At 70.7% G+C, this 25,324-nt stretch carries 25 protein-coding genes; 13 read left to right on the forward strand and 12 right to left on the reverse strand.

Going from position 1 to position 25,324, the window contains the following annotated elements:
* Positions 1-7: 7 nt before the first annotated feature.
* Positions 8-1,027 (reverse strand): ubiquinol oxidase subunit II, encoded by a 1,020-nt coding sequence (cyoA, locus tag CKY28_RS09610; protein WP_245841748.1) that lies wholly within the window; start codon positions 1,025-1,027, stop codon positions 8-10.
* A gap of 115 nt (positions 1,028-1,142) precedes the next feature.
* Here cyoA and CKY28_RS09615 point away from each other — a divergent pair, with 115 nt between their 5' ends.
* Together CKY28_RS09615 and CKY28_RS09620 are read left to right on the forward strand one after the other, a co-directional pair.
* Positions 1,143-2,468, forward strand: a complete 1,326-nt coding sequence (locus CKY28_RS09615) for an MFS transporter (protein WP_095998106.1) — start codon at positions 1,143-1,145, stop codon at positions 2,466-2,468.
* A gap of 36 nt (positions 2,469-2,504) precedes the next feature.
* Positions 2,505-2,729: a hypothetical protein gene (locus CKY28_RS09620; RefSeq protein WP_095998107.1), complete on the forward strand. Its 225-nt coding sequence runs from the start codon at positions 2,505-2,507 to the stop codon at positions 2,727-2,729.
* Here the strand turns inward: CKY28_RS09620 and CKY28_RS09625 are convergent.
* On the reverse strand, positions 2,726-3,100 hold the full coding sequence (locus tag CKY28_RS09625) for a response regulator (RefSeq protein WP_095998108.1): 375 nt from the start codon (positions 3,098-3,100) through the stop codon (positions 2,726-2,728). The genes CKY28_RS09620 and CKY28_RS09625 overlap by 4 nt on opposite strands.
* A 187-nt stretch (positions 3,101-3,287) precedes the next feature.
* Between CKY28_RS09625 and CKY28_RS18665 the strand changes: the two genes are divergently transcribed.
* A complete protein-coding gene (locus CKY28_RS18665) occupies positions 3,288-3,464 on the forward strand; it encodes a hypothetical protein (protein ID WP_176473039.1) in 177 nt (58 codons plus the stop codon).
* A 4-nt stretch (positions 3,465-3,468) separates the two neighbouring features.
* Positions 3,469-4,491 (forward strand): SDR family NAD(P)-dependent oxidoreductase, encoded by a 1,023-nt coding sequence (locus CKY28_RS09630; RefSeq protein ID WP_217989577.1) that lies wholly within the window; start codon positions 3,469-3,471, stop codon positions 4,489-4,491.
* Here CKY28_RS09630 and CKY28_RS09635 read toward each other — a convergent pair.
* The 5 genes from CKY28_RS09635 to CKY28_RS09655 are packed head-to-tail and all read right to left on the reverse strand — an operon-like array spanning position 4,488 to position 9,495.
* A complete protein-coding gene (locus CKY28_RS09635) occupies positions 4,488-5,843 on the reverse strand; it encodes a M24 family metallopeptidase (protein WP_095998109.1) in 1,356 nt (451 codons plus the stop codon). The genes CKY28_RS09630 and CKY28_RS09635 overlap by 4 nt on opposite strands.
* A gap of 26 nt (positions 5,844-5,869) precedes the next feature.
* A complete protein-coding gene (locus tag CKY28_RS09640; RefSeq protein WP_095998110.1) occupies positions 5,870-7,225 on the reverse strand; it encodes a methyl-accepting chemotaxis protein in 1,356 nt (451 codons plus the stop codon).
* Between the two features lie 59 nt (positions 7,226-7,284).
* Positions 7,285-8,157, reverse strand: a complete 873-nt coding sequence (locus CKY28_RS09645) for an NAD(P)H-hydrate dehydratase (protein ID WP_095998111.1) — start codon at positions 8,155-8,157, stop codon at positions 7,285-7,287.
* Positions 8,150-8,917 carry a histidine phosphatase family protein gene (locus tag CKY28_RS09650; RefSeq protein ID WP_095998112.1) on the reverse strand — a complete coding sequence of 256 codons (768 nt, stop codon included), beginning with the start codon at positions 8,915-8,917 and terminating at the stop codon, positions 8,150-8,152. The genes CKY28_RS09645 and CKY28_RS09650 overlap by 8 nt, the downstream gene beginning before the upstream one ends.
* The gene (locus CKY28_RS09655) at positions 8,914-9,495 is read right to left on the reverse strand and encodes a hemerythrin domain-containing protein (RefSeq protein WP_095998113.1); all 582 of its coding nucleotides are present in this window, start codon (positions 9,493-9,495) and stop codon (positions 8,914-8,916) included. Before CKY28_RS09655 ends, CKY28_RS09650 begins: the two co-directional genes overlap by 4 nt.
* 111 nt (positions 9,496-9,606) lie before the next feature.
* Between CKY28_RS09655 and CKY28_RS09660 the strand changes: the two genes are divergently transcribed.
* Entirely contained in the window at positions 9,607-10,902 is a 1,296-nt protein-coding gene (locus CKY28_RS09660; RefSeq protein WP_141243899.1) for a cytochrome P450, read from the forward strand.
* A 133-nt stretch (positions 10,903-11,035) separates the two neighbouring features.
* On the opposite strand, the gene CKY28_RS09665 is transcribed toward CKY28_RS09660, so the two are convergent.
* Genes CKY28_RS09665 through CKY28_RS09680 form a run of 4 tightly spaced genes read right to left on the reverse strand, consistent with a single transcriptional unit; the run spans position 11,036 to position 16,436 of the window.
* Positions 11,036-11,839, reverse strand: a complete 804-nt coding sequence (locus tag CKY28_RS09665; protein ID WP_095998115.1) for a cyanophycinase — start codon at positions 11,837-11,839, stop codon at positions 11,036-11,038.
* Entirely contained in the window at positions 11,832-12,710 is an 879-nt protein-coding gene (locus tag CKY28_RS09670) for an isoaspartyl peptidase/L-asparaginase family protein (RefSeq protein WP_095998116.1), read from the reverse strand. Before CKY28_RS09670 ends, CKY28_RS09665 begins: the two co-directional genes overlap by 8 nt.
* Positions 12,703-15,453, reverse strand: coding sequence for a cyanophycin synthetase (cphA, locus tag CKY28_RS09675; protein WP_095998117.1), 2,751 nt, complete (start codon positions 15,451-15,453; stop codon positions 12,703-12,705). Before cphA ends, CKY28_RS09670 begins: the two co-directional genes overlap by 8 nt.
* Positions 15,450-16,436 (reverse strand): methyltransferase, encoded by a 987-nt coding sequence (locus CKY28_RS09680; RefSeq protein ID WP_176473040.1) that lies wholly within the window; start codon positions 16,434-16,436, stop codon positions 15,450-15,452. Before CKY28_RS09680 ends, cphA begins: the two co-directional genes overlap by 4 nt.
* 112 nt (positions 16,437-16,548) lie before the next feature.
* On the opposite strand from CKY28_RS09680, the gene CKY28_RS09685 reads away from it, so the two are divergent.
* Genes CKY28_RS09685 through mmsB form a run of 8 tightly spaced genes read left to right on the forward strand, consistent with a single transcriptional unit; the run spans position 16,549 to position 24,997 of the window.
* Positions 16,549-18,078 carry a CoA-acylating methylmalonate-semialdehyde dehydrogenase gene (locus CKY28_RS09685; RefSeq protein ID WP_095998118.1) on the forward strand — a complete coding sequence of 510 codons (1,530 nt, stop codon included), beginning with the start codon at positions 16,549-16,551 and terminating at the stop codon, positions 18,076-18,078.
* A 5-nt stretch (positions 18,079-18,083) separates the two neighbouring features.
* On the forward strand, positions 18,084-18,623 hold the full coding sequence (locus tag CKY28_RS09690; RefSeq protein ID WP_095998119.1) for a hypothetical protein: 540 nt from the start codon (positions 18,084-18,086) through the stop codon (positions 18,621-18,623).
* A gap of 38 nt (positions 18,624-18,661) precedes the next feature.
* A complete protein-coding gene (locus CKY28_RS09695) occupies positions 18,662-19,426 on the forward strand; it encodes a hypothetical protein (RefSeq protein ID WP_141243900.1) in 765 nt (254 codons plus the stop codon).
* Between the two features lie 31 nt (positions 19,427-19,457).
* Positions 19,458-20,600, forward strand: coding sequence for an acyl-CoA dehydrogenase family protein (locus CKY28_RS09700; RefSeq protein ID WP_095998121.1), 1,143 nt, complete (start codon positions 19,458-19,460; stop codon positions 20,598-20,600).
* An 8-nt stretch (positions 20,601-20,608) separates the two neighbouring features.
* Positions 20,609-22,315 carry a PHA/PHB synthase family protein gene (locus tag CKY28_RS09705; RefSeq protein WP_176473041.1) on the forward strand — a complete coding sequence of 569 codons (1,707 nt, stop codon included), beginning with the start codon at positions 20,609-20,611 and terminating at the stop codon, positions 22,313-22,315.
* Positions 22,315-23,349: an enoyl-CoA hydratase/isomerase family protein gene (locus tag CKY28_RS09710; protein ID WP_342747163.1), complete on the forward strand. Its 1,035-nt coding sequence runs from the start codon at positions 22,315-22,317 to the stop codon at positions 23,347-23,349. Before CKY28_RS09705 ends, CKY28_RS09710 begins: the two co-directional genes overlap by 1 nt.
* Positions 23,346-24,122, forward strand: coding sequence for an enoyl-CoA hydratase (locus tag CKY28_RS09715; protein ID WP_095998123.1), 777 nt, complete (start codon positions 23,346-23,348; stop codon positions 24,120-24,122). The genes CKY28_RS09710 and CKY28_RS09715 overlap by 4 nt, the downstream gene beginning before the upstream one ends.
* Positions 24,122-24,997, forward strand: a complete 876-nt coding sequence (gene mmsB / locus CKY28_RS09720; protein ID WP_095998124.1) for a 3-hydroxyisobutyrate dehydrogenase — start codon at positions 24,122-24,124, stop codon at positions 24,995-24,997. The genes CKY28_RS09715 and mmsB overlap by 1 nt, the downstream gene beginning before the upstream one ends.
* A 9-nt stretch (positions 24,998-25,006) precedes the next feature.
* Here mmsB and CKY28_RS09725 read toward each other — a convergent pair whose 3' ends face one another.
* On the reverse strand, positions 25,007-25,324 hold the full coding sequence (locus tag CKY28_RS09725; protein ID WP_095998125.1) for a hypothetical protein: 318 nt from the start codon (positions 25,322-25,324) through the stop codon (positions 25,007-25,009).

The raw sequence follows: 25,324 nt of genomic DNA on the forward strand, positions 1-25,324 counted from the left end.
TTCTGGCTCAGGACATGTTGCGGTTGGCGGGCGCGCCGGGCCGGGTGACGCCGGGCGCGTGCTCGCTGTTGTGGGGCGCGGTCATGTGCGGGGCGGGGGCGTGCCGCTCGCGCTGGAGCGCGCCCTCGGTCTTGTGGCCGCCATGCCCGTGGCCACCGCAGGGCCGGCCGGGCTCGACGCACTGGCCGACGATGCGGTCCCAGAGCGCGGGGTCGACGGCGGCGAAGCGGCGCACCGGCTCCTTCTCGGACGGCCTCGCCAGAGGCAGATAGCTGCCCGCCTCCATACGCCCGCCTGAGGCGCGCACGCGCTCGACCCACTGGTCGAAGCCGGACGCGTCGAGCCCGTGCAGCCGGAACTTCATGTCGGAGAAGCCCGCGCCCGAATAGTTGGCGGAGAAGCCTTCGAAGCTGCCCGGCCGGTTGAGCACGGCGTGGAGCTTCGTCTCCATGCCGGGCATGGCGTAGATCTGTCCTGCGAGCGCGGGCGCGTAGAAGCTGTTCATGACGCTCGACGCGGTGAGGCGAAAGCGGAGCGGGCGGTCGACGGGGACGGCGAGCTCGTTAACGGTAGCGATCCCCTGCTCGGGGTAGATGAACAGCCACTTCCAATCGAGCGCGACGACTTGCACCTCCAGCGGCTCCGCGCCCGCGGGCACGGGGCGCCCCTCGGCGATGCGCGCGATCGGGCGGTAGGGGTCGAGCAGGTGCGTGCTCGTCCAGGTCAGCGCGCCCAGCGCGATGATGATGAGCAGCGGCACGCCCCAGATGGCGAGCTCCAGCGTGGTGGAGTGGTCGAACTCGGGGTCGTAGGTGGCCGCCGTCTTCCGCTGCGCGCGGTAGCGCCACGCGAAGAACACCGTCATCGCCATAACCGGCACGATGATGAGCAGCATCAGCACCGTGGAGACCACAATCAAGTCCGCCTGCTGCCTCGCCACGTCGCCCGCCGGGTTCATGACGACCCAGTCGCAGGCGGCGAGCATCGGCAGGGCGGCGAGGGGGAGGAGACGGCTGGCGCGTACCATGACGCGGCCGATCTAGGGGGCGCGTCGTGCGCGTAGGATTGGACACTTTGTCCTATCCCAAGTCAGTGCCGCCCCGCGCATATGGGCCCGCGACCACCAGGACTCCGTGTAACCTATGACCGCCGCCGCCTTGAACTCCTCCGCCCTCGAACGCGACGCCGCGGTCGTGAATTCGGACGGCCACGCGCCCAAGCCTGGCGACATCGCGGTGGGCGTGATTATCGGCCGCACGTCCGAGTTCTTCGACTTCTTCGTCTACGCCATCGCGTCCGTGCTGGTGTTCCCGTCGCTGGTCTTCCCCTATGCCGACGCGCTGACGGGGACGATCTACTCCTTTGGCGTTTTCGCGCTCGCCTTCATCGCGCGGCCGCTCGGCACGCTCGGCTTCCTATGGCTCGACCGGCATCACGGTCGCGTCGTCAAGCTGACGGCCGCACTGTTCCTGCTCGGCGGATCCACCATGGCGCTCGCCTTTCTGCCCGGCCACGCGCAGATCGGCTGGTGGTCGGCGGCGCTCCTGGCAGCGTTCCGCATCGGCCAGGGCGCGGCACTCGGCGGCGCGTGGGACGGCCTGCCGTCGCTCCTATCCTTGAACGCTCCGGAGAACCGTCGCGGCTGGTACGCGATGATGCCGCAGCTCGGAGCACCCCTCGGCCTCATGGTCGCGAGCGGCCTGTTCGCCTTTTTCCTGACGACGCTGTCGGACGCCGATTTCCTCGGCTGGGGCTGGCGCTATCCCTTCTTCGTCGCCTTCGCGATCAACGTGGTGGCGCTTTTCGCCCGTCTCCGCATCGTCGCCACGCCCGAGTTCCAGCGCCTCTACGAGAGCCGCGAGCTCCAGCCGGCACCCGTCGGCGAGACGCTCCGCCGCCACTGGCGCACGGTGCTGCTCGGCGCGTTCGCCCCGCTCGCCAGCTTCGCGCTGTTCCACATGGTCACCGTGTTCCCGCTCTCCTGGGTGGTGCTGTTCACGCCCGAGGACCCGGTGCGCTTCCTCGTCATCGAGATGATCGGCGCAGCCGTGGGCGTGCTCGCGATCATGGCGTCCGGCCTCGTCGCCGACCGGCTCGGCCGGCGCGGGCTGCTCGCCGTCTCCGCCGCGCTGATCGCCGCCTATAGCGGCTTCGCGCCGCAGCTGCTGAACGGCGGCGACCTGGGCGAGGCCGTGTACATGATCGTCGGCTTCCTGCTCTTAGGCCTGGCGTTCGGCCAGTCGTCAGGCACGATGGCGGGCAGCTTCTCGCCCCGACACCGCTACACCGGCTCCGCACTCACCTCCGACCTCGCCTGGCTAATCGGCGCGGGCTTCGCGCCGTTTGCCGCCCTCGTGCTGTCGGCCGAGCTCGGCCTGATCGCCGCGGGCGCGTACCTGCTCTCGGGCGCGATCGCGACGCTGCTCGCGCTGGCGCTCAACCAGGAGTTCGCGCGCCGGTTCGTGTAAACGGAACGGGCCCGTGCGCCCGTCCGTTCTACGCGCATGACCAACGACCGAGACATCCCGCCCGAAGCCGGCCGCCGCGCCCGCGTCGCCAAGAACGGCGAGGTCCACGGATCGGGCATGGGCGCCGGCGGCGGCCAGCCCGGCGAGGAGTACGACACCGACGAGCATGGCGGCGAGGGTCCGAACCCGACCGGCGTCGGCACGGGCGACAAGGCCACGCCCGCGCAAGGCGCGGGCGACCGCGAGCCCGGCGGGCTCTAGCGGTCCAGCATCCCGCCCACCGCCTCGATCACCTGCCACGCCGCGAACGGCTTCTCCAACCGCGGCCGCGCCGCCATGTCCGGCGGCAGCGTCGCGGCGGCCTGCGCGCTCAGGAATAGGAACGGCACGTCCATCTCCGCCAGGCGCTGCGCGACGGGCAGGCTGTCGCCGTCCAGCAGCCTGACATTGAGCGTCGCCGCATGGGGCGGCGGCTCCTGTTCCAATCGCTCCAGCGCGTCCGACGCGGACGCCACCGGGCCGATGATCGCCGCGCCCGCCTGTTCCAGCGCTTCCGTGACGTAGCTGGCGATGAACCAGTCGTCTTCGACGACCAGCACCCGACGCTGTTCCAGTTGCGAATGCCCGTGCATGCGTCCTCGCCGTGTTGACGGACTTCACGCTGGCACTCGACCGCGCCCGAAACATCAACATGGGTCAACTTAGGCCGCTTTCTGCAGTGACACGGCATCTTGCGCAGGCTCCCGCCTAACAAGGATCAGGCGGAACCGCGCCCCGACCCGCCCGTTCCCCGGTTCCAACAGCGAAGGAGCATGTGTCATGGCCCAGAAAGGCGCGGGCGGTAATCCCGGCGCGGTGACCGAGAAGGGCGGCGATCCCGGCTCCGGCACCTCCAGCAAGACGACCGGCGGCAAGGGCTCGGGCGGGCGCTCGGGCGGCTCCAAGTCGGGCGGCGGCGGCAACTCGGGCGGCGGTTCCTCCGGCGGCCACGGCTGAGCGGGTGCGGCGCTTAGGCCTCGCGCTGGTCCTATCCTGCGCGGGGCTTAGCGCCTGCGCGGCGGACACGACGCTCCGCCGCGCCGACGGACCGCGCATCGCCGGGCGCACCTACGTCATCACGGGCGCGTCGTCGGGCTTCGGCCGCGGCGCCGCGGTCCGGGCGGGGTCGCTCGGCGCCAACGTCGTGCTCGCCGCCCGCCGCGGCGAGCTGCTCGAGGAGGTCGCGAACGAGATTCGCGGCGCGGGCGGCCAGGCGATCGCGGTCCCCACGGACGTCGCCGACCCCCAAGCCGTCGAGCGGCTGGCGCAGGCCGCCGAGGCGCGCTTCGGCCGTATCGACGTGTGGATCAACAACGCGGGCGTGCTCTCGATCGGCGAGTTCACCGCCGTGCCGCTCGCCGACCACACGCGCACGATCGACGTTAACCTGAAGGGCGTGATCCACGGCGCGCACGCCGCGATGCGCCGTTTCGTCGCCCAAGGCTATGGCACGCTGGTCAACGTAGGCTCGGTCGAGAGCGTTGTGCCCCTGCCGTACCACGGATCCTACGTCGCCTCGAAATACGGCATCCTGGGGCTGGGCCGCGCGCTCAACGAGGAGATGCGGCTCAAGAAGCTCAACAAGCGCATCCGCGTCTCGACGGTGATGCCCTTCGCCGCCGACACGCCGATCTGGCAGCACGCGGGCAACTATACCGGCCGCGTCCCCCGCATGATTATGATGGACGCGGCGCAGCCTGTCGCCGACGCGATCGTCTGGGCCTCTGTCCATCCCAAGGAGGAGCTGCCCGTCGGCTGGAAGGCGCAAGGCGCGGTGTCGGCGCACAACATCTTCCCCGACCTGACGGAGGTCGTGGCCGCCAACATCTACCACGACACGACGATGCGCGACGCACCTCCGGGGGCGCCGCCCAACTCGGGCAACGTCCACCGGCCTGAAGAGGAGGGAAGGGGCGTGAGCGGCGGCAACCGCGAGCGCATCAGGGCGGAGGACCGAGCGCGCGAGGCGGCGGAGCCGCGCTAATTGCCCGCCGAACGGATGAGGTGGAAGCTCGTCTGCCGCCCGTCCAGGTAGCGCACCGCGCGTCCGTCGAAGAACGCGTCCTCCTCGGTGCGGAACTGCACCGACTGTTCGCCCCATTCGGGCACCGCCTGCGTCTGCGACAACTCGATCGACCACGCCGTATTCGGCCGGAGCTTGTGTGCGCCGCGCTCGCTCGGGCGCTGGTCGTCCCAGAAGCCGATCGCCGCACCCGCGCCATGACCGTGATAACCGATCGGGTGCGAGTAGATGGTCGGGTTGAGCCCCTGCGCCACCGCCTTGGCGCGCGCCGCGAGCAGTATGTCGTTGCCGCTCAGCCCCGTTCGGAACGAGGAGGTGAGTGCATCCTGCACGCGGTTGTTCGCCGCCAGCCCCGCGCGCAAGCCCGCGGGCGCGTCCCGCTCGCCGGGGCGGAGCACATAGGCCAGGTGCTGCGTGTCGGTCGCCAGCCCCATGTGCATGATGCCGAAGTCGGTCCACAGCATGTCGCCCGGCCGGATGACCTCGTCGCCCTGAAGCTCGACGGCCGCGCCCTGGCGGAAGATGTGGAGCGACGGCTGGAACCACACGGTCAGGCCCAGCGCCGCCACGCGCTCGCGCATCCACCACACCACGTCCGCGGCCGTGGTGCGGCCGGGCGTGACCACCTTGTTCGACAGCGCCTCGCCGATGATCGCGTGCGCGGTGCGGACGATGCGCGGGTAGGCGGCCATCTCGGCGGGAATGCGCGTCTCGAGCCAGCCGATCGCGAGCGCGTCCGCGGGCACGACGCGGCCGCGATACGCCGCGGGCAGCGCCGCCATCAGCTCCTCGTGCTGGCTGTGCGTCAGCCCGTCGGCGAAGGCGGTGGCGGCCGACACGTTCACCGCAATGCGTCGGGGGTCCCGCGCCGCGACCAGCTCGCCCAGGCGCTTCCATTGGTCCGGCTGCTTCTCCGGCGTCCAGGCGGGCTCGAACAGGCCGCCCAGGCCGTAGCGGCTCACCGTCAGCCGCTCGACCGGCCGGCCTCCGCCCGGATCGTGGAAGACGAGGATCGTGCGCCGCCGCGCGTGGAAGATCTCGGCGTCGAGCATGGTCGCGACCACCGGGTCCTCCAGATACTCGCGCGCGACGAGCACCCACATGTCGACGCCGCGCTCGCGCATGAGCCGCGGCACGAGCGTGTCCAGCCGTTCCCTGAGCCAGGCGTTCCGCATCCGCGCCTGTTCGCGCAGGAGAGGAACGGGCGGCACCGCGGGCGCGAGCGTCTCCGCATGCGTCCCCGAGCGCTGCTGCGCGCCGAGCGGCAACGCGCAGCCCAGCAGCAGCGCGCCGATCAGCTTGGTCCTCACCATCCACCTCCCGCGTCGTCGCGGAGGTGTTAGCGCGCGCCCACCGCGTCGAGGAAGGTGGAAATGCCCGCGCGCAACGTCGCCAGCTGCTCGGCGGCGGCCTGGGCGGCGCGGCGGGTCTCCTCCATCTCGCCCATGACCTGGTCGGCGCATCGGCGGACCGCGTCGATCGTGTGCGAGACGTGGTCGGCGCTGAGCGCGGTCTCGTCGACCAGTTCGCCGATGCGGCGCACCGCGCCCGCCTGGCCGTCCATGCGCACGCGCACGCGCTTGGCCGAATCCGCCACCGCGCCGACGGCGGCGTGGGTCGTTTCGCCCGCCGTCAGCGCGCGGGCCGAAGTACGCTTGATCCGCTCGATCTGCTCCGTCACCTCCAGCGTCGCGCGCGCGGTCTGGTTCGCCAGCGACTTCACTTCCTGCGCGACCACCGCGAAGCCGCGGCCGGCGTCGCCCGCGCGCGCCGCCTCGATCGTCGCGTTGAGCGCAAGCAGGTTGGTCTGGCCCGCGATGTCGCGGATCACGCCGACGATGCCGTCGATCGCGTCGGTCGAGGATGCTTGGCCGCGGATCGCGGCGTCCGTCTCGGCGGTGTCGCGCACCGCTTCCTCGGCCAACCGGCCCAGGCCGTCGGCGTCGTCGCGCGCCTCGTCCACCGTGCGCGCCATGTCGGCGGAGCTCCTGGCGGCGTCGCGCATCGCGTCCGCGCTCTGCGAGGCGGCGGTGGCGACCTCGTTGCTCAGGCCCTGCATGCGCCGCGCGGTCTCGGCGGTGGAGTCGGATCGGAGCCCCACGGCCGCGCTCGCCTCGTCCAGCCGCTCGACCGCGGAGAGCACCTGCGACCGGAACAGCTCGGCGTGCCGCTCCAGCCGCGCCGCTTCCGCCCGTTTTTGCGCGACTACTATGCGTGTGAGGCAGAGTTCGTATTCGAGCGCGGACAGGCGCTGGAGCGCAATGATCGCGCCCGTCAGCTTGTCCGGCCGGTCGCGCCAGCGCTCCGCCAGATCGAGGAGCGCGTGCTCATAGGCGGCGTGGAATGCGCTCACCAGATCGCGGCCGGGCACGTCCAGCTCCGTGCAGAGGTCGCCTGCGCTCGCCACCATCTCCGCCCAGTCCTCGTCGATGGGCGTGGTGAACTTGCGCCGGATCCCTTCCGCCGATTGGGCGACCATTGCCGGCACGGCGTCGTCGGGGATGGCCGCGCGCACGGCGGGGTTGCGGCGCATCGTCCGCCAGAACACGGCGGCGACCTCCGTGGTCCCGCTTCCGATCTCTTCCCAGATTTCGCGCAGCAGGTCCGGCAGCCGGCCGTCGGCGTCGATCACCGCGCGCCGCGAGGCGATATCGATCCGCGACAGATTCTCGCCCGACCCCTCGACAGACGACATGCGACCCCTCCTAACCCGAAGCCGTCTAACCTGTATTTGGTTTCCGATCGGCTAACCGCTCAGCGCGGCAGCAGCTTGGGCAGCTCGGGCAGGAGCTCGCCCGCCAGGAAGCCGACCGGGCCCACGCTCGCGGCCAGCGCGCGGCCCGCCTCGCCGTGGAGCCACACGCCCCAGCCCGTCGCCTCGAACGGCGGGAGCCCGCGCGCGAGCAGGCCGCCGACGACGCCCGCCAGCACGTCGCCCGACCCGCCCGTCGCCAGCCCGATCCCGCCGCCGGCGTAGCGCAGGACGCGTCCGTCCGGCGCGGCGATCCAGGTGCGCGCGCCTTTCAGCGCCACGACCGCGCCGTAGCGCCGCGCGACGTCAAGGGCCTTGCCCTCCGGGTCGGCGGAGATGTCGGCGGCGTCGCAGTCGCACAGCTCCGCCATTTCGCCCCCGTGCGGCGTCAGCACCAGGCGGCCGGCATAGCCCCGCAGCTCGTCGGCGAGCGCGCCCGCGGCGGCGCAGGCGGCGGCGTCGAGCAGCAGCGCGACCTTCTCCCGGGGCTCGGCGGCGACGCGGACGACGAGCCGGCCCGCGGCCTGCCGGTCGATCATGCCGGGGCCGATCACCAGCGCGTCCGTGCGGTCGACTTCGCGGAACAGCGGCTCGGCGGGCTCCAGCGCGATCTCGCCAGCCTCGTCCTCGCCCACCGCGATCACCGCCGTTTCCGGGAACAGCGCGCCCAGCATCAGCGCGACGGACGGCACCGTCACCATGCGCGCCTTGCCCGCGCCGACGCGCAACGCTGCCTCCGCCGTCAGCCTGAGCGCGCCAGGAACACGCCGCGCGCCGCCGACGCACAGCACGCGCCCGCGCGTATTCTTGGTCGCCTCGCCTTGCGGTTGGGGCAGGGGGTTGGCCGCGCGCCACGCGGCGTCGAGCTCAACCACGCGCGGCCACCATCGCGTCGGGGGCGTCCGTCACCTCGACGGGGCTCTCCTCGACGGGCGCGGTCTCGTTGTAGCGGACGAGCTTCAAGCCTCCGAAACGCCCGTGATCAGAGTCGTAGGCGTACTCGGTCACCGAACAGTTCGCGACGTCGCCCGCGCGATCGATCGCCAATATCTCCTCCTCCGACAGGTTCTCGACCACGTAGCGCAAGCATAGCACGACCACCTGGTGCGCCACGATCATCACCCGCCGCCCCGCATAGTGCAGCGCGACGGTATCCATCAGCGAGCGCAGCCGAAAGATGACGTCGCACCAGCTCTCCCCGCCCGGCGGCCGGTGATAGAACTTACCGAGCAAGCGTCGGAACGCGGCCTGATCGGGCTCGAGCGCCGCGATGCCGCCGGTAGTCAAGCCGTCGAGAACCCCGAACTCCTTCTCGCGCAGCCGCTCGTCGGCGCAGATGCGCTCGTCCGGAGGACAGCCGCCGGCTTCCCGGAACAGCCGCGCCGTCTCCCGCGCGCGCAGGTAGGGGGAGGACAGCATCACCTCCGGCCGCCCATGCGCCTCGCCCCGCGCGAACCAGCGGCCGAGCGCGCGCGCCTGTTCCTCGCCGCGCGTCGACAGGGGCACGTCGACGTCGCGGATGGTCAGCGCGATCCGGTGGGCGCCGCTGGCATAGGCTTGCTCGCGCGCGACGTTGCCCGCGCTTTCACCGTGCCTGACGATCCAGAGCGCGGAGGGCCAGCGATCGGCACTCAAGCCAGCTTCAACCCCTCACGGTTCATCAGCGCCGTAAGGTGCTTGTTTTGCGCTTCCGACATCATGCCACGCAGCTTCGGGAAGAGGTCCTCCTCCTCGTCGCGCATATGGCCCTTGATCCACTGGTGGAACTCGCGGAGCTTGGGCAGCCAGGCGGGGTCCGACTTGGACATCTCGCCCAGGTCGTAGAAATACTGCTTCACATAGCCGTGCTCGTGGTTGAGGTGGTCCGCGCCCTCCTTCATCCCCATGTCGCGCATCTGCGCGTAGACCGAGTTCTCCTCCTGGAACGCGTGCTTGGAGATGGCGTGCTTCAGCTGCATCAGCAGAAAGGAGCGCCGCCCCGCCTGGCGGTCGGTCGTCTGCTCCAGCTGCTCGAAGATGGCGAGCGCGGCCTTGTGCTCGTTGGCGAGCGCCTGGTCCCAGCTGCCGCTGGCCACGGTCGGCGCCTGCACCGCCGCCTTGCGCGCGAGGTTGGCGAGCAGCCCCACCGCAAGCCCCGCCGCCGCGCCGATCGCCAGCGTGTATCCGGTATTCGATCCGTCGCCATCGCCGGTCCGCCGCGCTTCCGTCGCCATGTTCCGCACTCCTGATGAGGCGGAAACAACGATGGCGTGGGCGGGCCGGTTCCGGCGCTGATCTCCGTCATCGCGCGGGGCGGAAGCGCGTGCGAAGCGTTGCACCCGCCGATGCCCCAGCTTTCCCGCGCCACCATCCGCGAGACCGCCGCCGTGCTCGGCCAAGCGGTCGGCCCGCTCTTCGCGAAGGGCATGTTCGTCCGGCGTCCGAGCATCGTGCGCCTGCTCCACGACACGGGCGCGGAGCTGGCGGAGGTGCGCGCGCTGCAGGCGCTGCGCGCGCGGCACGGGCCGGGTCCGGTGATGCTCGCCACACCCGGCCGTCGCCTCGCGGTGGTGCTCGATCCCGCCCACGCCCGGCGCGTGCTCGACGAGACGCCCGAGCCGTTCGAGACCGACATGGCCGAGAAGCACGCCGCGCTCGCCCATTTCGAGCCGCGCGGATCGCTCGCCTCGCGCGGGGAGGATAGGGCGGAGCGCCGCCGGTTCAACGACCGCGTGCTCGACAGCGCCTGCCCCATCCACCACCTGGGCGGCGAGATGACCGCGATCGTCACCGCCGAGGCGGAGGCGCTGCTCGCCCGGGCCGACGAGGAAGGCGGCCTTAGCTGGGGCGCGTTCAAGGACGGCTGGCACTGCATGGCGCGCGGCGTCGTGCTCGGCCGGTCGGCGGCGGACGATAAGGAGCTCAGCCGGCTGCTGATCCGGCTCCGCGGAGACGCCAACTGGGCGTTCCTGAAACCTAAGCGCCGGAGTTTACGCGAGCGCTTCCAGGCGGCGGTGCGGGCGCATCTCGACCGCGCGGAGCCCGGCTCGCTCGCCAGCCTCATGCCCGCCGCGAACACGCCCCGCGCGGCGCCCGTCGACCAGGTCGCGCAATGGCTATTCGCCTGGGACGCCGCGGGCATCGCCACCTTCCGCGCGCTGACGCTGCTGGCGAGCTTGCCCGGCTATGCGCAATCCGCGCGTGACGAGGCGCTGCACGGCTCGCCCGAACTGCCGCTGCTCCGCGCGACGATCCTGGAATCGGTCCGCCTCTGGCCCACCACGCCCGCCATCCTGCGCGAGACCGACCGCGAGACGGATTGGAACGGCGCGACGATGCCAGCAGGGACGGGGCTGCTGATCCACGCCCCCTACTTTCATCGCGACGACCAGCGTTTGGCCTACGCCAACCGCTTCGCGCCCGAGCTGTGGCTTGGCGGCGATCCCGAGCGCGTCGGGCTCGTCCCGTTCAGCGCCGGCCCCGGCTTCTGCCCCGCCAAGCAGCTCGTCGAGTTTCTGGGGTCGCACATGCTCGCCCACCTTCTGGCGCGCATTTGGCGCGTGCCCGAGCGCCGCCGGCTGGAGCAGGGCAGGATGCCGCCCACCTTCGACCAGTTTTCACTGACGCTGAGCCTGACTTGATCCTCCCCGGAACGGGGAGGGGGACCGCCGAAGGCGGTGGAGGGGCGGTTGCGAAGGGCGACTCCCGTCGAGAGGCCCCTCCACCACTCGCTACGCGAGCGGTCCCCCTCCCCGCATAGCGGGGAGGATCAGATCAGTCCTCGTTCGGCCCGAACGGCCGCCGCCGCTCGAAATCGTAGCAATCCCCCGCTGCCAGCGCGTGCAGCCGGACGTCATGGATGCTCAGCGTCCGTTCGGGCCGCGCTTCCGCGATGTTGGAGTGCGTCACGCCCAGCCCGTCCACCACCGTCACCGCGCCCGACCCGATCACGCGGAAGCTGTCGCCGGTCACCAGGATCGCCGTGTCCTCGTCGACGCCGACGCCCAGCACGCGCGGGTTCTGCGCCACCGCGCCCAAGAGCCGCCCGATGCGCCCGCGCTCGGCGAAATGCTGATCGATGATCGCGTGGCTCATCAGCCCCAGGCCCGGTGCCATGTGCAGGTCGCCGATGCGGTGCGACACGCGGCTCGTGCCCTTCACCAGCATTGTGTCGCTCATCACCGCCGCACCCGCGCTCGTCCCCGCGACGATGCCGCCGCGCGCGTGGAGGTCGCGCACCGCCTGCTCGATCGGCGTGCCCGCGATCTGGCTGGAGATGCGCAGCTGGTCGCCGCCCGTGAAGAACACGCCCGCGGCATCCGCGAATACGTCGGCCATGCCGTCGAAGGTGTCGCCGCGCTCGTGAACATAGAGCTCGACCAGATCGCCGACGCCCAAATCCTGAAAGGCGCGCTCATAGGCGTCGAAATACCCCTCGGGCGCGTGGCTCGCGACCGTGGCGAGCACCAGCTTGCCGCCCGCAATATGGCCCGCGAGCTCGCGCAGGATGACGCGGTCGCCCTCCTTGTCCTCGTGCCCGCCGATGATGAGGAGCGGGCCTGGCCCGGTCTCACTCATCTAGCAGGTCCGCCAATTCCCGCGCCCGGAGCGCGGCGCGGGGCTCCATGTCCGATCCCGCCACCGCCAACGCGAAGTGGTCGGAATTGTGCGCCGCGCCGATCCGGCCTTGCCGGTCGAGCACGATCGCGCCCGCCTCGCCGTTCACGCGCGCGAGCTGCTGCAGCACCGCCTCGGCGGCGGCCTGCGGCCCCGACCCGTTCTCCATCGCCTGCGTGATCCGAGCCGCCAGCATCACGCGCACGATCGCCTCGCCGTCGCCCGACAGCGCCACCGCGCCGACCGCGTCGTCGGCGTAGAGGCCCGCGCCCGGCAGCGCCGTGTCACCCACGCGGCCCTCGGGCATGCCCTCCAACCCGCCGGTCGACGTGCCGGCCGCGAGGTGCCCGTGCATGTCGATCGCGACGCAGCCGACCGTGTCGCGCTCGGGGTTGGGCGTTTCCGCTGGATCGAGCTCGGCCAGGTCGATCAGCGCCACGCCGTGGTCCGCCGCGAAGCGCTCCGCGCCGTCGGCCACCATCAAGACCGGCGGCTTGCCCAGCACCACGCGCGCCGCTTCGATCGGATGCTTCAATCGTTTCACGCCCGCCACGCCGCCGATCGACAGGTCGCGCCCGTCCATGATGGAGGCGTCCATCTCGATCGCGCCCGACGCTTGGGGGCTGGAGCCGCGTCCGGCGTTGAACGTCGGGTCGTCCTCCAGGCTGCGGATCGCCGCCTCGACCGCCTGCACCGCGCCGCCGCCATAGCGCAGCACGGTCGCGCCCGCGTTCGCGGCCGCCAGGCAGCCGCGGCGGTTCGCTTCCTCCTTCTTCGGCTCGATCGTCTTCGCGCCGCCGTGGACGACCAGCAACCAGCGCGCGTCAGGCATGTTCGGGCTCCTCAAATACGGTCACCACCGGCTCGGGCTCGGCCGGGGCCGGCGGTACATAGGAGACGACCTGCCGCCAGATGCGTTCCACCTCCGTCGGCATGATCACGATCATGTCGCCGGGCTCCGCCTGCTCTAGGCAGACCTGGGTCGCCACCTCCTCGCTGGGCAGCCGGTGTAATTTCGACGGGTCGTGGCCCGCCGCGACCGCGCCCTCGGCGAGCAGCGCATTTATCGATCCCACGGGCCGCCCGCGCCCGTCCGGCGCCTCGCGGAACATGATCTCGTCGAAATAGCGGGCGGCGAGAGCGCCCATGCCGCGTATGTCCTCGTCGCGCCGATCGCCGGGGATCGAAACGACGCCGAACAGCCGTCGCCGGTCGGACCGCATCCGGTCGAGCAGCCGCCCGAGCGCGGTCACCGCCGCCTCGTTGTGCGCGTAGTCGACGATCACGCGCACGCCGTTGGGCAGGTCGTGGATGTTGAGGCGGCCGGGGCTCTCCTCGAACGAGCTGGTGAAATGGCCGAGCGCCCGTCGCACCACCTCCACGTCCAGCCCGTGCGACAGCGTCATCGCGGCCGCGGCGAGCGCGTTGGCGATGTTGAATTCCGCCGCGCCGCCCAGGGTCGCGGGGATGTCGGCGGCGTCGAGCAACGGCTCGCAGCGCCCGCCGCTCCACCATACCAGCGTGCCGCCGAGCGGTCCCGGCTCGCGCACCATCGCCATCCCGCCCGCCTCGATATGGCGGCGCAGCGCCCGGCGCATGTCCGGACCGCCTTCCATCGAGAACCATACGACCTTGCCGCCCGCATACCGCTCCATCCGCACGACCAGCGGGTCGTCGGCGTTCAGGACGGTATGCCCGCGCCGCGCCACCGCGACGGCGACGATCGACTTGACACGCGCCAAGTCCTCGATCGTGTCGATACCTTTCAGGCCCAGATGGTCCTCGGACACGTTCAGGACCGCGCCCACGTCCGCGCGGTCGTAACCGAGCCCTTCGCGCAGCATGCCACCGCGCGCCGTTTCCAGCACGGCGGCGTCGACCAGCGGGTTCCTGAGCACGACGCGCGCGCTCTTGGGCCCGCTGGCGTCGGCGGCGAGCAGCATGCGGCCGTCGACGTACACGCCCGACGTCGAGGTCATGCCGACGCGCATCCCCGCCTCGCACAGGATGCGAGACACCATGCGCACCGTGGTGGACTTGCCGTTGGTGCCCGTCACCGCGAAGACGGGGATGCGGCTGGGGGCACCGTCGGGGAACAGCGACTCGATCACCGGGCGCGCGACGTTGCGACGGCGCCCCTCCGAGGGCTGGAGGTGCATGCGAAAGCCGGGCGCGGCGTTCACCTCGACGATCCCGCCGCCCGTCTCGCGCACCGACCGGCTGATGTCGGGCGACAGGAAGTCGATGCCAGCCACGTCCAGCCCGACCACGGCGGCGGCCTGCGCGGCGATGGCCGCGTTATCGGGATGGATCACCTCCGTCCGGTCCACCGCCGTTCCGCCGGTGGACAGGTTGGCAGTGTGCCGGAGCCGCACTTCTTCGCCGAGGGGTGGTACAGTCTCAAGCGTGCGGCGATCCTTGGCGAGCAGCTGAAGCATTGCCTCGTCGACCTTGATGCGGGTCAGCACCTTCTCATGGCCGATGCCGCGGCGCGGATCCTCGTTGATGATGTTGATGAGCTGACGGATCGTGTGCACCCCGTCGCCGATCACGCGCGCGGGCACCCGCTCGGCGACCGCGACCACCTTGCCGCCGACCACCAGAATGCGATGATCGTTGCCGGGCAGCTGACGCTCGACGATCACGACGCGCGAGTGCTCGCGCGCCAAGTCGAACGCCGCGCGCGCCATCTCCTCGCTCGCGATGTCGGTGGTGACGCCGCGCCCGTGATTGCCGTCGAGCGGTTTGATGACGACGGGGTAGCGCAGCCGTTTGGCTTCCACCGCCGCCTGCTCCGCCGACCGCACCACCACGCCGCGCGGCACGGGGAGGCCCGCGTCGGCGAGCAGCGCCTTGGCCGCGTTCTTGTTCCCCGCCAGCTCCGCGCCGATCAGTGACGTGGCGCCCGTCACGCTCGCCCGGATGCGCCGCTGACGGCTGCCGGTGCCGAGCTGCACCAGCGACTGCTCGTTCAGCCGAAAGGCGGGGATGCCGCGCCGGCGCGCCGCGTCGACCAGCGCCTGCGTCGTCGGCCCATAGGCGGCCTTGACGACGAGCGGCTTGAGCGCGGCGAGGATCGCGTCGACCGACCCCGGCTCGCCGATCTCGGGCACGCCGAGCAAGCCCCAGTTCTCGACCGCCGCCAGCTCGGGCGGCAACAGGCTCGCCACCAGCCAGATCGCGTGTGCGCCCGCCGCGAGCCCCACGGCTTCGTCGCGGTAGCAGTAGAGCATGTTGTACACGCCCGGCCGTCCCCGGACGGAGCGCGTCTTGCCGCGCGTGATGCGGTGCCCGGCGAGGTTCTGGAGCGCGATCGCGACATGCTCGATCACGTGCCCCATCCAGGTGCCGTCGTTCAGCCGCCGCACGAACCCGCCCGGCTCGCCGTAGCTGCACCCGTGCTCCTGGAGCTGCGGCAGCAGCGCGACCAGCCGGTCGGTGAAGCCCGGCAGCCTGTTCGTCGGCCAGTCTTCCAGCTCGCCCAGGTCGAGCTGGATGCGGATCATGGGTGCCAGCGAGTATAGGTGCGGGCCGCGGTAGATCGAGCGTTCGAGGACGCGGAGCGGCGCGGTCATGTGCGCCGGCGCGTGACCCACAGACCCGTGGCCGCGATGCGCTCAACCTCGGCGTACGGCGCCGTGTCCAGGTCTTCCGAGAAGATGTCGGGGTCCAGCTCGTGATAACCCCAGTCGAACCGGCCGCGGTCGAGATCGGTCTCCAGGCGCTCCAGCAACACGTCGCGCCCGTCCACGATCGACACGCCCGTGTGCATCACGAACATGCCGCCGGGGTTGAGCAGCTCAACCGCCTCCAGCGTCCAGTCGAGCGACAGCTTGGCCCCGTACAGGTCGCCGCCGTCGCGATACTTGCGGCCGGCCTCGTCCATCATGAAGGGCGGGTGATTGACGATGAGGTCGAACGAGCCCTCCACGTCCGCCGGGCTGTTCGCCTCGACCTCCTGGTGGTCGAGCCCCGCGAACTCGGCGTTCACGCCCGCGAGCCGGAGCGCCTTGGGGTTGACGTCCGCCTGCGTCAGGTAGGGCCGGGTCGCGGCGCGCGAGGCGGTGATGCCACCCACGCCCGCGCCCGCCGCATAGTCGAGAATGCGCGCGCCGGGCTTGGGGTCACCCATCTTGGCGAGGATCAGGTCGGCGAAGCGGTAGCTGTCCGGGCCTAAGAACACCGAGTCCTCCGCCAGCGTCGGATAGGCGGAGTGGACGAACAGCGTGTCGTGCACGCTCGACACGCGATAGCGCGCCTTGAAGCGGCCGTCCTCCTGCTCCTCCAGGGCGTCCGCCGCACGCAGCAGTTCGAACAGCTCGGCCGGAATCACCTCGGGTTGGAAGGGGAGGGACCAGCCCATCACGTCCCTGACGTTCCGCGCCTCCTGCCGGTCGGCGCGCTTCACCACGCGCGCGTGCGTGCCCGGCGTGGCAGTGACGAAGCGGTAGCCCTGCGCGTCGAGCCAGCGCAGCACGGCAAGTAACCGCTCGCGGCCGTGGTCGGCGGCCTCATGTTCCCGCTCGGCCACCGCTTCGTTAACAAAAGTCAGGTTCATCACGCCCCCAGGGGTTCCGTAGAGCGCAGAACAGCCGGGAAGGGGCCGTGTTCCCGCGGCTTGCCTCACCCCGCGCCGGAGTGCAAAGCGCCCGCGATCAGGAGAGACTTGAATGCGCATCATTGACCACTTCGTCGCTGGCGGCGGCCTCGCGCCTGCGTCCCGCCATGGCGACGTGTTCGACCCCAATCTGGGCGAGGTTCAGGCCCACGTCGCGCTGGGCGACAAGGCGGTGCTCGACGCCGCCGTCCGGAACGCGCTCGATGCACAGCCGAAATGGGCCGCCGTCAACCCGCAGCGCCGCGCCCGCGTGATGTTCCGCTTCAAGGAGCTGGTCGAGCGCGAGATGGACGCGCTCGCCCGAACCTTGTCCAGCGAACACGGCAAGGTGCTCGCCGACGCCAAGGGCGACATCCAACGCGGGCTGGAGGTGATCGAGTTCTGCTGCGGCATCCCGCACGTGCTCAAGGGCGAGTACACGCAGGGCGCCGGTCCCGGTATCGACGTCTACTCCATGCGCCAGCCGCTCGGCATCGGAGCCGGCATCACGCCGTTCAACTTCCCCGCCATGATCCCGATGTGGATGTTCGGCGTCGCCATCGCCTGCGGCAATGCGTTCATCCTCAAACCCTCCGAGCGCGACCCCTCGGTCCCCGTGCGCCTGGCCGAGCTGATGCTGGAGGCCGGCCTGCCCGAAGGCGTGCTCCAGGTCGTCCACGGCGACAAGGAGATGGTCGACGCCATCCTCGACCACCCGGCGATCGCGGCGGTGAGCTTCGTCGGCTCCTCCGACATCGCGCACTACGTTTACCGCCGCGGCGTCGACGCGGGCAAGCGCGTGCAGGCTATGGGCGGCGCCAAGAACCACGGCATCGTCATGCCCGACGCCGACATGGACCAGGTCGTCGCCGACCTGGCGGGCGCGGCCTTCGGCTCGGCCGGCGAGCGTTGCATGGCGCTTCCCGTGGTGGTGCCCGTGGGCGAGAAGACGGCGGATACGCTCCGCGACAAGCTCGTCCCCGCGATCGAGGCGTTGCGCGTCGGCGTCTCCACCGACGAGCAGGCGCATTACGGCCCGGTGGTCAACGCCGCGCACAAGCAGCGCGTCGAGAACTGGATCCAGACGGGCGTGGACGAGGGCGCCGAGCTCGTCGTCGACGGCCGCGGCTTCACGCTCCAGGGTCATGAGAAGGGCTTCTTCATCGGCCCGACGCTGTTCGACCGCATGACGCCCGAGATGACGAGCTACCAGGAGGAGATCTTCGGCCCCGTCCTCCAGATCGTCCGCGCGCTCGACTTCGAAACGGCGGTGCGTCTGCCGAGCCAACACCAGTACGGCAACGGCGTCGCCATCTTCACCCGCAACGGCCACGCCGCGCGCGAATTCGCGGCGCGCGTCAACGTCGGCATGGTGGGCATTAACGTGCCCATTCCCGTTCCCGTCGCCTATCACACGTTCGGCGGCTGGAAGCGTTCGGCATACGGCGACGTCAACCAGCACGGCACGGAAGGCGTGCGCTTCTGGACGCGCGTGAAGACGGTGACGCAGCGCTGGCCCGACGGTTCGGCGCTGCCGGGCGGTTCCGAGGACGGCGGCCCGAGCCGCATCCAGGACGCGTTCGTCATCCCGACCATGGGCTGAGGCGAGTGCGCGCGCTCCTGCTCGCCCTGCTGCTGCCGCTCGCGGCCTGCGGCGGCCCCTCGACTGAAACCGGCCAGGACCCCTCGGCCGACGAGGGCGAGGGGAGCCAGCCTCTGGTGCAGGAGGGCGTGCCGGAGAACCTGGTCGACGATCCGCGCAACACGGCGGTGCCGCTCGATCCTCCGCCGCCCGACCCGAACCAGACGCCGCGGGCCGCCGCGAGCCCCGCGACGCTCAACGCTTTTCCCGCCGCCTTTCAGGGCCGCTGGGGCTTGGTCCCGAACGACTGCCAGCCCGGCCGCGTCGACGCCAAGGGATTGATGGAGGTCGGGCCCACCTCCTTGCGCTTCTACGAGAGCCGCGGGACCGTCCAGCGTCTGACGCAACCGCGCCCCGACCGGATCGAGGCGACGCTCGCCTTTACCGGCGAGGGGCAGGAGTGGACCGCAACGCAGGCGCTGACGCTGATCCGCGATGGCCTGGTCCTCGTCCGCGAGGAGCGGAACCCGCCGAGTTCGCTGCGCTACACCAAGTGCCCGGCCTGACCGCCGGACCCGGCGCGGAGCTTGCGCGTTCCGGGCGCATGAACGCCCTTTTCACTTCGGAGCGCGTCGACGCCGCGCGCTCGGCCGCTACCCTGTTCTTCGCCGCCGCCCAGCCGATCGCGGGCCAGGCCGCGCGCCTGACGGGAAGGGGCGAGCCCATCGAGGAGCAGTCCGCCAAGGCGCAGAGTCCCGTCACCCCCGCCGACGGCGCGTTCGTCATCTGGGCGCCGCTGTTCGCGGCGAGCCTCAACTACGCCGCGCGCGCGGTGGCCCGGTCCGACGACCCGCTGATCCGCCGCACGGGCTGGCTCACCGCCGCGGCCTATGCCGGCGACACGGCGTGGGAGCTGTGGGCGCAGTACCGCAACGTCGGCTGGCGAAGCGTCGCCATCATCGCCGCGACCGCCGGGGCGGCGAACGCGGCGATGCTCACCGCCGCTCGCGCCGAGGAGGACGAGCCGAGCCGCGACCTCGTGCTCAACTCGGTCGCGCCGCTCGCGGGCTGGCTCACCGTCGCCACCGCCGCCAATCTCGGCGGCGCGCGGATCGCGGAGGGCGGTCCCGCCGACCGCCCGGCGCAGACGCGCGTGGGGGTGGCGCTGACCGCTGCGGCCGCCACCGCCGCGTCCGTGCTCAGCTACGCCAGCCGCGGGAACCCGTTCTATGCCGGAGCGGCGGCTTGGGGGCTGGGCGGCGTCGCGGTGCGCAACCTGCGCGAGCGGAACGGCCCGGTGCTCGTCGCCGCGCTTGCCGGGCTGGCCGCGGCCGCGGGTGCGACGTTCGCCGCGCGGCGGAGGGCTTAACAGCGTCGTTCAATCCGCTAGAGCGGCCCGCATGACTCAATTCGACCTCACCGACGAGCAGCGCGAGATCCAGGAGCTCGCGCGCCGCTTCACCGCCGACCGCTTGACCCCCAACGCCGCGCACTGGGACGAGCACCACATCTTCCCGCGTGACGTGATCAAGGAGGCCGCCGAACTCGGCTTCGCGGCGATCTACGTCTCCGAGGAGTCGGGCGGCATCAACCTCGGCCGCCTCGAGGCCGCGCTCATCTTTGAAGCGATGAGCTACGGCGACCCGTCCACCAGCGCCTTCATTTCCATCCACAACATGGCGACGTGGATGATCGACCGCTTCGGCTCGAAGACGGTTAAGGACAAGTACCTGCCGAGCCTGGTCACGATGGACCAGCTCGCGAGCTATGCGCTAACCGAGCCCGGCTCGGGCTCCGACGCGTCCGCGCTCAAGACGCGCGCGGTGCGCGACGGCGACCACTACGTCATCACCGGCTCCAAGCAGTTCATCTCCGGCGGCGGCGAGAATGAGGTCTACGTCACCATGGTCCGCACCGGCGCGGAGGGACCCAAGGGCATCTCCTGCCTGGTGATCGAGCGCGACATGCCGGGCGTCAGCTTCGGCGCCAACGAGCGCAAGCTCGGCTGGCACAGCCAACCGACGCGCCAGTTCATCCTCGACAATGTCCGCGTGCCCGCCGAGAACCTGGTGGGCGGCGAGGGCGAGGGCTTCCGCATCGCGATGATGGGCCTGGACGGCGGCCGCCTCAACATCGGCGCGTGCTCGCTGGGCGGCGCGCAGCGCTGCCTGGACGAGGCGATCGCCTACACCAAGGACCGGCAGCAGTTCGGCAAGCCCATCGCCGACTTCCAGAACACGCAGTTCACGCTCGCCGATATGGAGACCGAGCTCCAGGCCGCGCGCCAGCTGCTTTATACGGCGGCTGCCAAGGTCACCGACAATGCGCCGGACAAGTCGAAGTTCGCCGCCATGGCCAAGCGCTTCGCCACCGACGTGGGCAGTCAGGTGGTCGACCGCGCGCTCCAGCTCCACGGCGGCTACGGCTATCTCCAGGATTACCCGATCGAGCGCTTCTGGCGGGACTTGCGCGTCCACTCGATCCTGGAGGGCACCAACCAGGTCATGCGCATGATCGTCGGCCGCGAGCTGACGCGGCAATGACTCCGGAAGTGAAGACCGCCGGCGACGGCTGGGCGCGCGCGACGACCGCGATGGGCGAGGCCATGACCAGAGCGCTCGCCAAGCCCGTCGGGATAGGCGCCACCCGCGCCTACGACCCGCTCGCCATCGCGAGCGCCATGGCCGAGTTCGGCGCGAGCTACACGCCCGCCAAGCTGTTCGATCTGCAGATGGACGCCGCCAAGCAATGGGGCGAGTTCTGGCGCAACGCGTTCGCACCTAACGATGCGCCGCGCGAGCGCCCGCGCGACCGGCGGTTCAGCGCGCCCGAGTGGGAGAGCGATCCCTGGTTCCGCGGTATCCGCGATGCGTACCTGCTCGCCTCCGCGCAGTTGAAGCGGCTGGTGCAGCAGGGTGAGGGCGATCCCAAGGGCAAGGCCATGGTCGGCTTCCTGCTCGACCAGTGGGTCAACGCGCTGTCGCCCGCCAACTTCCCGCATCTAAACCCGCAAGTGATCGAGCGTACGGTCGCGACCGGCGGCGCGAACCTTGCGCACGGCTTCGCCAACCTCTTGGAGGATGTCGCCAGCGGCCGCGGGCTCGTCACGCGCCGCACCGATCCGGATGCGTTCCGCAAAGGCGAGACGATCGCTGCGACACCCGGCCAGGTCGTCTTTCAGAACGAGCTGTTCCAGCTCGTCCAGTACACGCCCACGACCGCGGACGTCGCTGCCGAGCCGCTGCTCTACGTGCCGCCGCTCGTGAACCGCTTCTACATGATCGACCTGGTACCCAAGTCGAGCCTGGTGAAGTGGCTCGTCGACCAGGGCCGCACCGTATTCGTCATCTCCTGGGTCAATCCGACCGATGCGCATCGCGGCAAGGGCGTCGAGGATTACGTGCTCGACGGCATTGTCGCCGCGCTGGCCGTCGTGCGCGAGCGTACGGGGGCCAAGCCCGACCTGTTTGCCTTCTGCCTCGGCGGCACGCTCGTCGCGATCGCGCTCGCCTGGCTGGCGGCGCAGGGGCGGGGCGGCGAGGTCAATTCGGCGACGCTGATCGGCTCCATGGTCGACTTCGCCGACATGCGCGACTGGTCGGCCTTCGTGCACGAAGCGCATCTGGACGCGCTCGACGACCACTTGGCGGCGCAGGGCTATATCGACTCAGTCGAGCTGCAACGGCTGTTCGCGGCGATGCGCGCGAACGACCTGATCTGGTCGTCGGTGGTGAGCCACTATCTGCTCGACGCGCCCGCGCCGCCCTCTGACCTGCTCTATTGGTTCGAGGACGGCGCGCGCATCCCGGCGGCGTTCCTCACATCGTATAATCGCAAGCTCCTGTTCGAGAACGCGCTGACCAAGCCCGCCGGGTTCGAGGTCCGGGGCCAGCCGATCGACTTGGCGGCGATCGAGACGCCGATCCTCTCGATCGCGCTCAAGGACGACCACGTCTCGGCGTGGAGCGCGGTGTACGACGGCGCGAAGCTGCTCCGCGCCGAGTTCCTGCTCGGCGGCTCGGGCCACAACGCCGGCGTCATCAACCCGCCGGCCGCGAACAAGCATGGCTTCTGGACCAACGACGCGCGGCCCGACACCGCCAAGGAGTGGCTGGAGACCGCGACCCGCAACGAGGGCTCGTGGTGGCCCTGGTGGGACGCGTGGCTCTCCGCCAAGGGCGGCGGCGAGCGCGTGCCTGCGCGCGAAATCACCGACGGCATCGAACCCGCGCCCGGCTCCTACGCTAAGGCGTCGTGATGACCGTTATGTCTGACACGATCCGCGCTTACCGCGACGGCGCCGCCGGCCGCCTCCGTTTAAATCGCCCCAAGGCGCTCCACGCGCTCGACCTATCGATGGTCGACGGCATGACGCGCGCGCTGCTCGACTGGCGCGAGGACCCGGAGGTCCGCATCGTCCTGATCGACCATGCCGAGGGACGCGGCTTCTGCGCGGGTGGCGACGTGGTCACCATCGCCAACGCGGTCGCGGACGATGAGGCGGCGGCGCGGCGTTTCTTCTTCCAGGAGTACCGGCTTAACCACCTCATGTACACCTACCCTAAACCCGGGGTGGCGTTCATGGACGGGGTGACGATGGGCGGCGGCGTCGGCATCTCCTGCCCGTGCCGCTACCGCGTCGCGACCGAACGCACGGTGTTCGCGATGCCGGAGACGACGATCGGCATCTTCCCCGACGTCGGCGGCGGCCGCTACCTGTCGCGCCTGCGCGGACGGCTGGCGCAGTACCTCGCGCTGACCGGCGCGCGGCTCAGCGGCGCGGAGTGCAAGGCGCTCCGGTTGGCGACGCACTACATCCCCTCCGACCGGCTCGACGAGGCCAAGGAGCGCATCGCCGCCGATCCTTTCCGTGCGGAAGCGATTCTGGATGAGTGTTCTGATTTGATCGCGCCCGAAGCGCCGATCCTGAAGCGTCTCCAGCTGATCGACCGCTGCTTCGCCGCCGACGATTTGGAGAGCATCCTCGCCTGCCTGGACGCCGAGGAGGACCCCTGGGCGGCCGAAACGGCGGCCACCATCCGCGCCAAATCCCCCACCGCCTGCGCCGTGTCGCTCCGCATGCTCATCGAGAGCCCCAAGCAGCCGCACTTCGTTGACGAGATGCGCATGGAATACGGGCTGATGGTCCGGATGATTTCGTTCCCGGATTTTCGGGAAGGTGTTCGCGCTTTGCTGATCGACAAGGACGGTGCGCCGGACTGGCAACCTCCCGCCGACCCTGACCGCTTCTTCGAACCATTGCCGCCCGAGCAGGCCTGGAGCCCCTTATGACATCGTACGAAACTCTCCTCGTCGAGAACCGCGGCCCCGTGACGCTCGTTACGCTGAACCGCCCCCAGGCACTCAACGCGCTGAACAGCCAGGTCTTGTCCGAGCTGCTGGAGGTGACCCGCGCGTTCGACGTTGACGCATCCCAGGGCTGCATGGTGGTTACCGGCTCCGGAAAAGCCTTCGCGGCCGGAGCGGACATCAAGGAGATGCAGGCGCAAGGGTTTGCCGACATGTACGGCCACGACTTCTTCGCGGGCTGGGATCAGTTCACGCGTACGCGCAAGCCGATCATCGCCGCGGTGGCCGGCTACGCGCTGGGCGGCGGGTGCGAGCTGGCGATGATGTGCGACTTCATCCTCGCCGCCGACACCGCCCGGTTCGGCCAGCCGGAGGTCAAGCTCGCCGTCAGCCCCGGCATGGGCGGCTCGCAGCGCCTGACGCGCGCCGTGGGCAAGGCCAAGGCGATGGAGATGTGCCTCACCGGCCGCATGATGGACGCCGCCGAAGCCGAGCGCGCCGGCCTCGTCAGCCGCGTCGTCCCCGCGGCCGAGCTGATCGAGGAGGCGGTCAAGACCGCGACCGCCATCGCCGGCATGGCCCCGCTCGCGGTGCTCGCCAATAAGGAGATGGTCAACGCCGCCTTTGAGACGGGCCTCCAGCAAGGCGTCCAGTTCGAGCGCCGCCTGTTCCACGGCCTGTTCGGTACCGAGGACCAGAAGGAGGGCATGGCCGCGTTCGTGGAAAAGCGTCCCGGTCAGTGGAAGGGCAAGTGATGGCGCGCGTCGCATTCATCGGCTTAGGCAATATGGGCGGCGGCATGGCCGCGAACCTGGCGAAGAAGGGCCACGACGTCCGGGCGTTCGACCTGTCGGCGGACGCGCTCACGCGCGCGGAGGCGGCGGGCTGCCTTCCCGCCGAGAGTGGCCAGGCGGCGGTCGAGGGCGCGGAGGCGGTGATCACCATGCTGCCCGCCGGGAGCCATGTGGAGGCCGTGTACGACGACCTGGTCGGCCGCGTGGCGGCGACCGCGATCCTGATCGACTGCTCCACGATCGACGTCGACACCGTCAAGCGCGTTGCCGAGCGCGCCCGCGAGCGGGGTTTGCAAGCGGTCGACGCACCCGTCTCCGGCGGCATCGCCGCCGCGAACGCGGGCACGCTCACCTTCATGGTCGGCGGCTCGGACGAGGCGTTCGAGCGCGCCGAGTCGTATCTCGCCGACATGGGCAAGGCGGTGATCCACGCCGGCGGTAACGGCGCGGGCCAGGCGGCGAAGATCTGCAACAACATGCTGCTCGGCGCGGAGATGGTCGCGACCTGCGAAGCGTTCCTCTTGGCCCAGAAGCTCGGGCTCGACCCGCAGCGCTTCTACGACATCGCCAGCGTCAGCTCCGGCCAGAGCTGGTCGATGACGAGCTACTGCCCCGTCCCCGGCGTCGGGCCCGAGACGCCCGCCGACCGCGGCTATCAGGGCGGCTTCGCGGCGGCGCTGATGCTGAAGGACCTGCGCCTCGCGATGGAGGCGGCGAAGAGCGCGGGCGCGGACACGCCGATGGGCGCGCGCGCGGCCGAGCTGTACGAGCGCTACGTGGAGGCGGGCGAAGGCGGCTCCGACTTCTCCGGCATCATCCGGATGCTCGGACGCTAAGGCTAGCGGTCAGAAGGCGAACCGTTCCAGCTGCTGCTCCGAGATCAGGCGGTCATACTCGCCCCTGAGCGCGGCGAGCTCGGCGCGCACGGCCTCGATCTCCGGTAGTGGCACCCAGAAGCGGACGCCGTCGAGCGGCGCGTCGAACTCGTCGTCGTCGGGCGCGGGCTCCCGCGCGAGCGTCGCAAGCAGCTCCGCGATTCGCCGGAAGTGCTCGATGGTGAGCGCGACCTGCGACTCCGGGTCGCGATCCTGCGTCGCGGACAGCATCCTCTCCGCCTCGGACAAAGCTTGGCTGCGGGCTTGCTGGATTTCGGACGGCGACAT

Source organism: Sphingomonas lenta (assembly GCF_002288825.1).
In the GTDB taxonomy this organism is placed as follows: Bacteria; Pseudomonadota; Alphaproteobacteria; order Sphingomonadales; family Sphingomonadaceae; genus Sphingomonas; species Sphingomonas lenta.

What these genes read in the sequence shown, in the direction of transcription:
- cyoA (WP_245841748.1), bottom strand. Translation starts at nt 1,027, where the DNA reads ATGGTACGCGCCAGCCGTCTCCTCCCCCTCGCCGCCCTGCCGATGCTC.
- CKY28_RS09615 (WP_095998106.1), top strand. Translation starts at nt 1,143, where the DNA reads ATGACCGCCGCCGCCTTGAACTCCTCCGCCCTCGAACGCGACGCCGCG.
- CKY28_RS09620 (WP_095998107.1), top strand. Translation starts at nt 2,505, where the DNA reads ATGACCAACGACCGAGACATCCCGCCCGAAGCCGGCCGCCGCGCCCGC.
- CKY28_RS09625 (WP_095998108.1), bottom strand. Translation starts at nt 3,100, where the DNA reads ATGCACGGGCATTCGCAACTGGAACAGCGTCGGGTGCTGGTCGTCGAA.
- CKY28_RS18665 (WP_176473039.1), top strand. Translation starts at nt 3,288, where the DNA reads ATGGCCCAGAAAGGCGCGGGCGGTAATCCCGGCGCGGTGACCGAGAAG.
- CKY28_RS09635 (WP_095998109.1), bottom strand. Translation starts at nt 5,843, where the DNA reads ATGGTGAGGACCAAGCTGATCGGCGCGCTGCTGCTGGGCTGCGCGTTG.
- CKY28_RS09640 (WP_095998110.1), bottom strand. Translation starts at nt 7,225, where the DNA reads ATGTCGTCTGTCGAGGGGTCGGGCGAGAATCTGTCGCGGATCGATATC.
- CKY28_RS09655 (WP_095998113.1), bottom strand. Translation starts at nt 9,495, where the DNA reads ATGGCGACGGAAGCGCGGCGGACCGGCGATGGCGACGGATCGAATACC.
- CKY28_RS09660 (WP_141243899.1), top strand. Translation starts at nt 9,607, where the DNA reads ATGCCCCAGCTTTCCCGCGCCACCATCCGCGAGACCGCCGCCGTGCTC.
- CKY28_RS09665 (WP_095998115.1), bottom strand. Translation starts at nt 11,839, where the DNA reads ATGAGTGAGACCGGGCCAGGCCCGCTCCTCATCATCGGCGGGCACGAG.
- CKY28_RS09670 (WP_095998116.1), bottom strand. Translation starts at nt 12,710, where the DNA reads ATGCCTGACGCGCGCTGGTTGCTGGTCGTCCACGGCGGCGCGAAGACG.
- cphA (WP_095998117.1), bottom strand. Translation starts at nt 15,453, where the DNA reads ATGACCGCGCCGCTCCGCGTCCTCGAACGCTCGATCTACCGCGGCCCG.
- CKY28_RS09680 (WP_176473040.1), bottom strand. Translation starts at nt 16,436, where the DNA reads ATGAACCTGACTTTTGTTAACGAAGCGGTGGCCGAGCGGGAACATGAG.
- CKY28_RS09685 (WP_095998118.1), top strand. Translation starts at nt 16,549, where the DNA reads ATGCGCATCATTGACCACTTCGTCGCTGGCGGCGGCCTCGCGCCTGCG.
- CKY28_RS09695 (WP_141243900.1), top strand. Translation starts at nt 18,662, where the DNA reads ATGAACGCCCTTTTCACTTCGGAGCGCGTCGACGCCGCGCGCTCGGCC.
- CKY28_RS09700 (WP_095998121.1), top strand. Translation starts at nt 19,458, where the DNA reads ATGACTCAATTCGACCTCACCGACGAGCAGCGCGAGATCCAGGAGCTC.
- CKY28_RS09710 (WP_342747163.1), top strand. Translation starts at nt 22,315, where the DNA reads ATGACCGTTATGTCTGACACGATCCGCGCTTACCGCGACGGCGCCGCC.
- CKY28_RS09715 (WP_095998123.1), top strand. Translation starts at nt 23,346, where the DNA reads ATGACATCGTACGAAACTCTCCTCGTCGAGAACCGCGGCCCCGTGACG.
- mmsB (WP_095998124.1), top strand. Translation starts at nt 24,122, where the DNA reads ATGGCGCGCGTCGCATTCATCGGCTTAGGCAATATGGGCGGCGGCATG.
- CKY28_RS09725 (WP_095998125.1), bottom strand. Translation starts at nt 25,324, where the DNA reads ATGTCGCCGTCCGAAATCCAGCAAGCCCGCAGCCAAGCTTTGTCCGAG.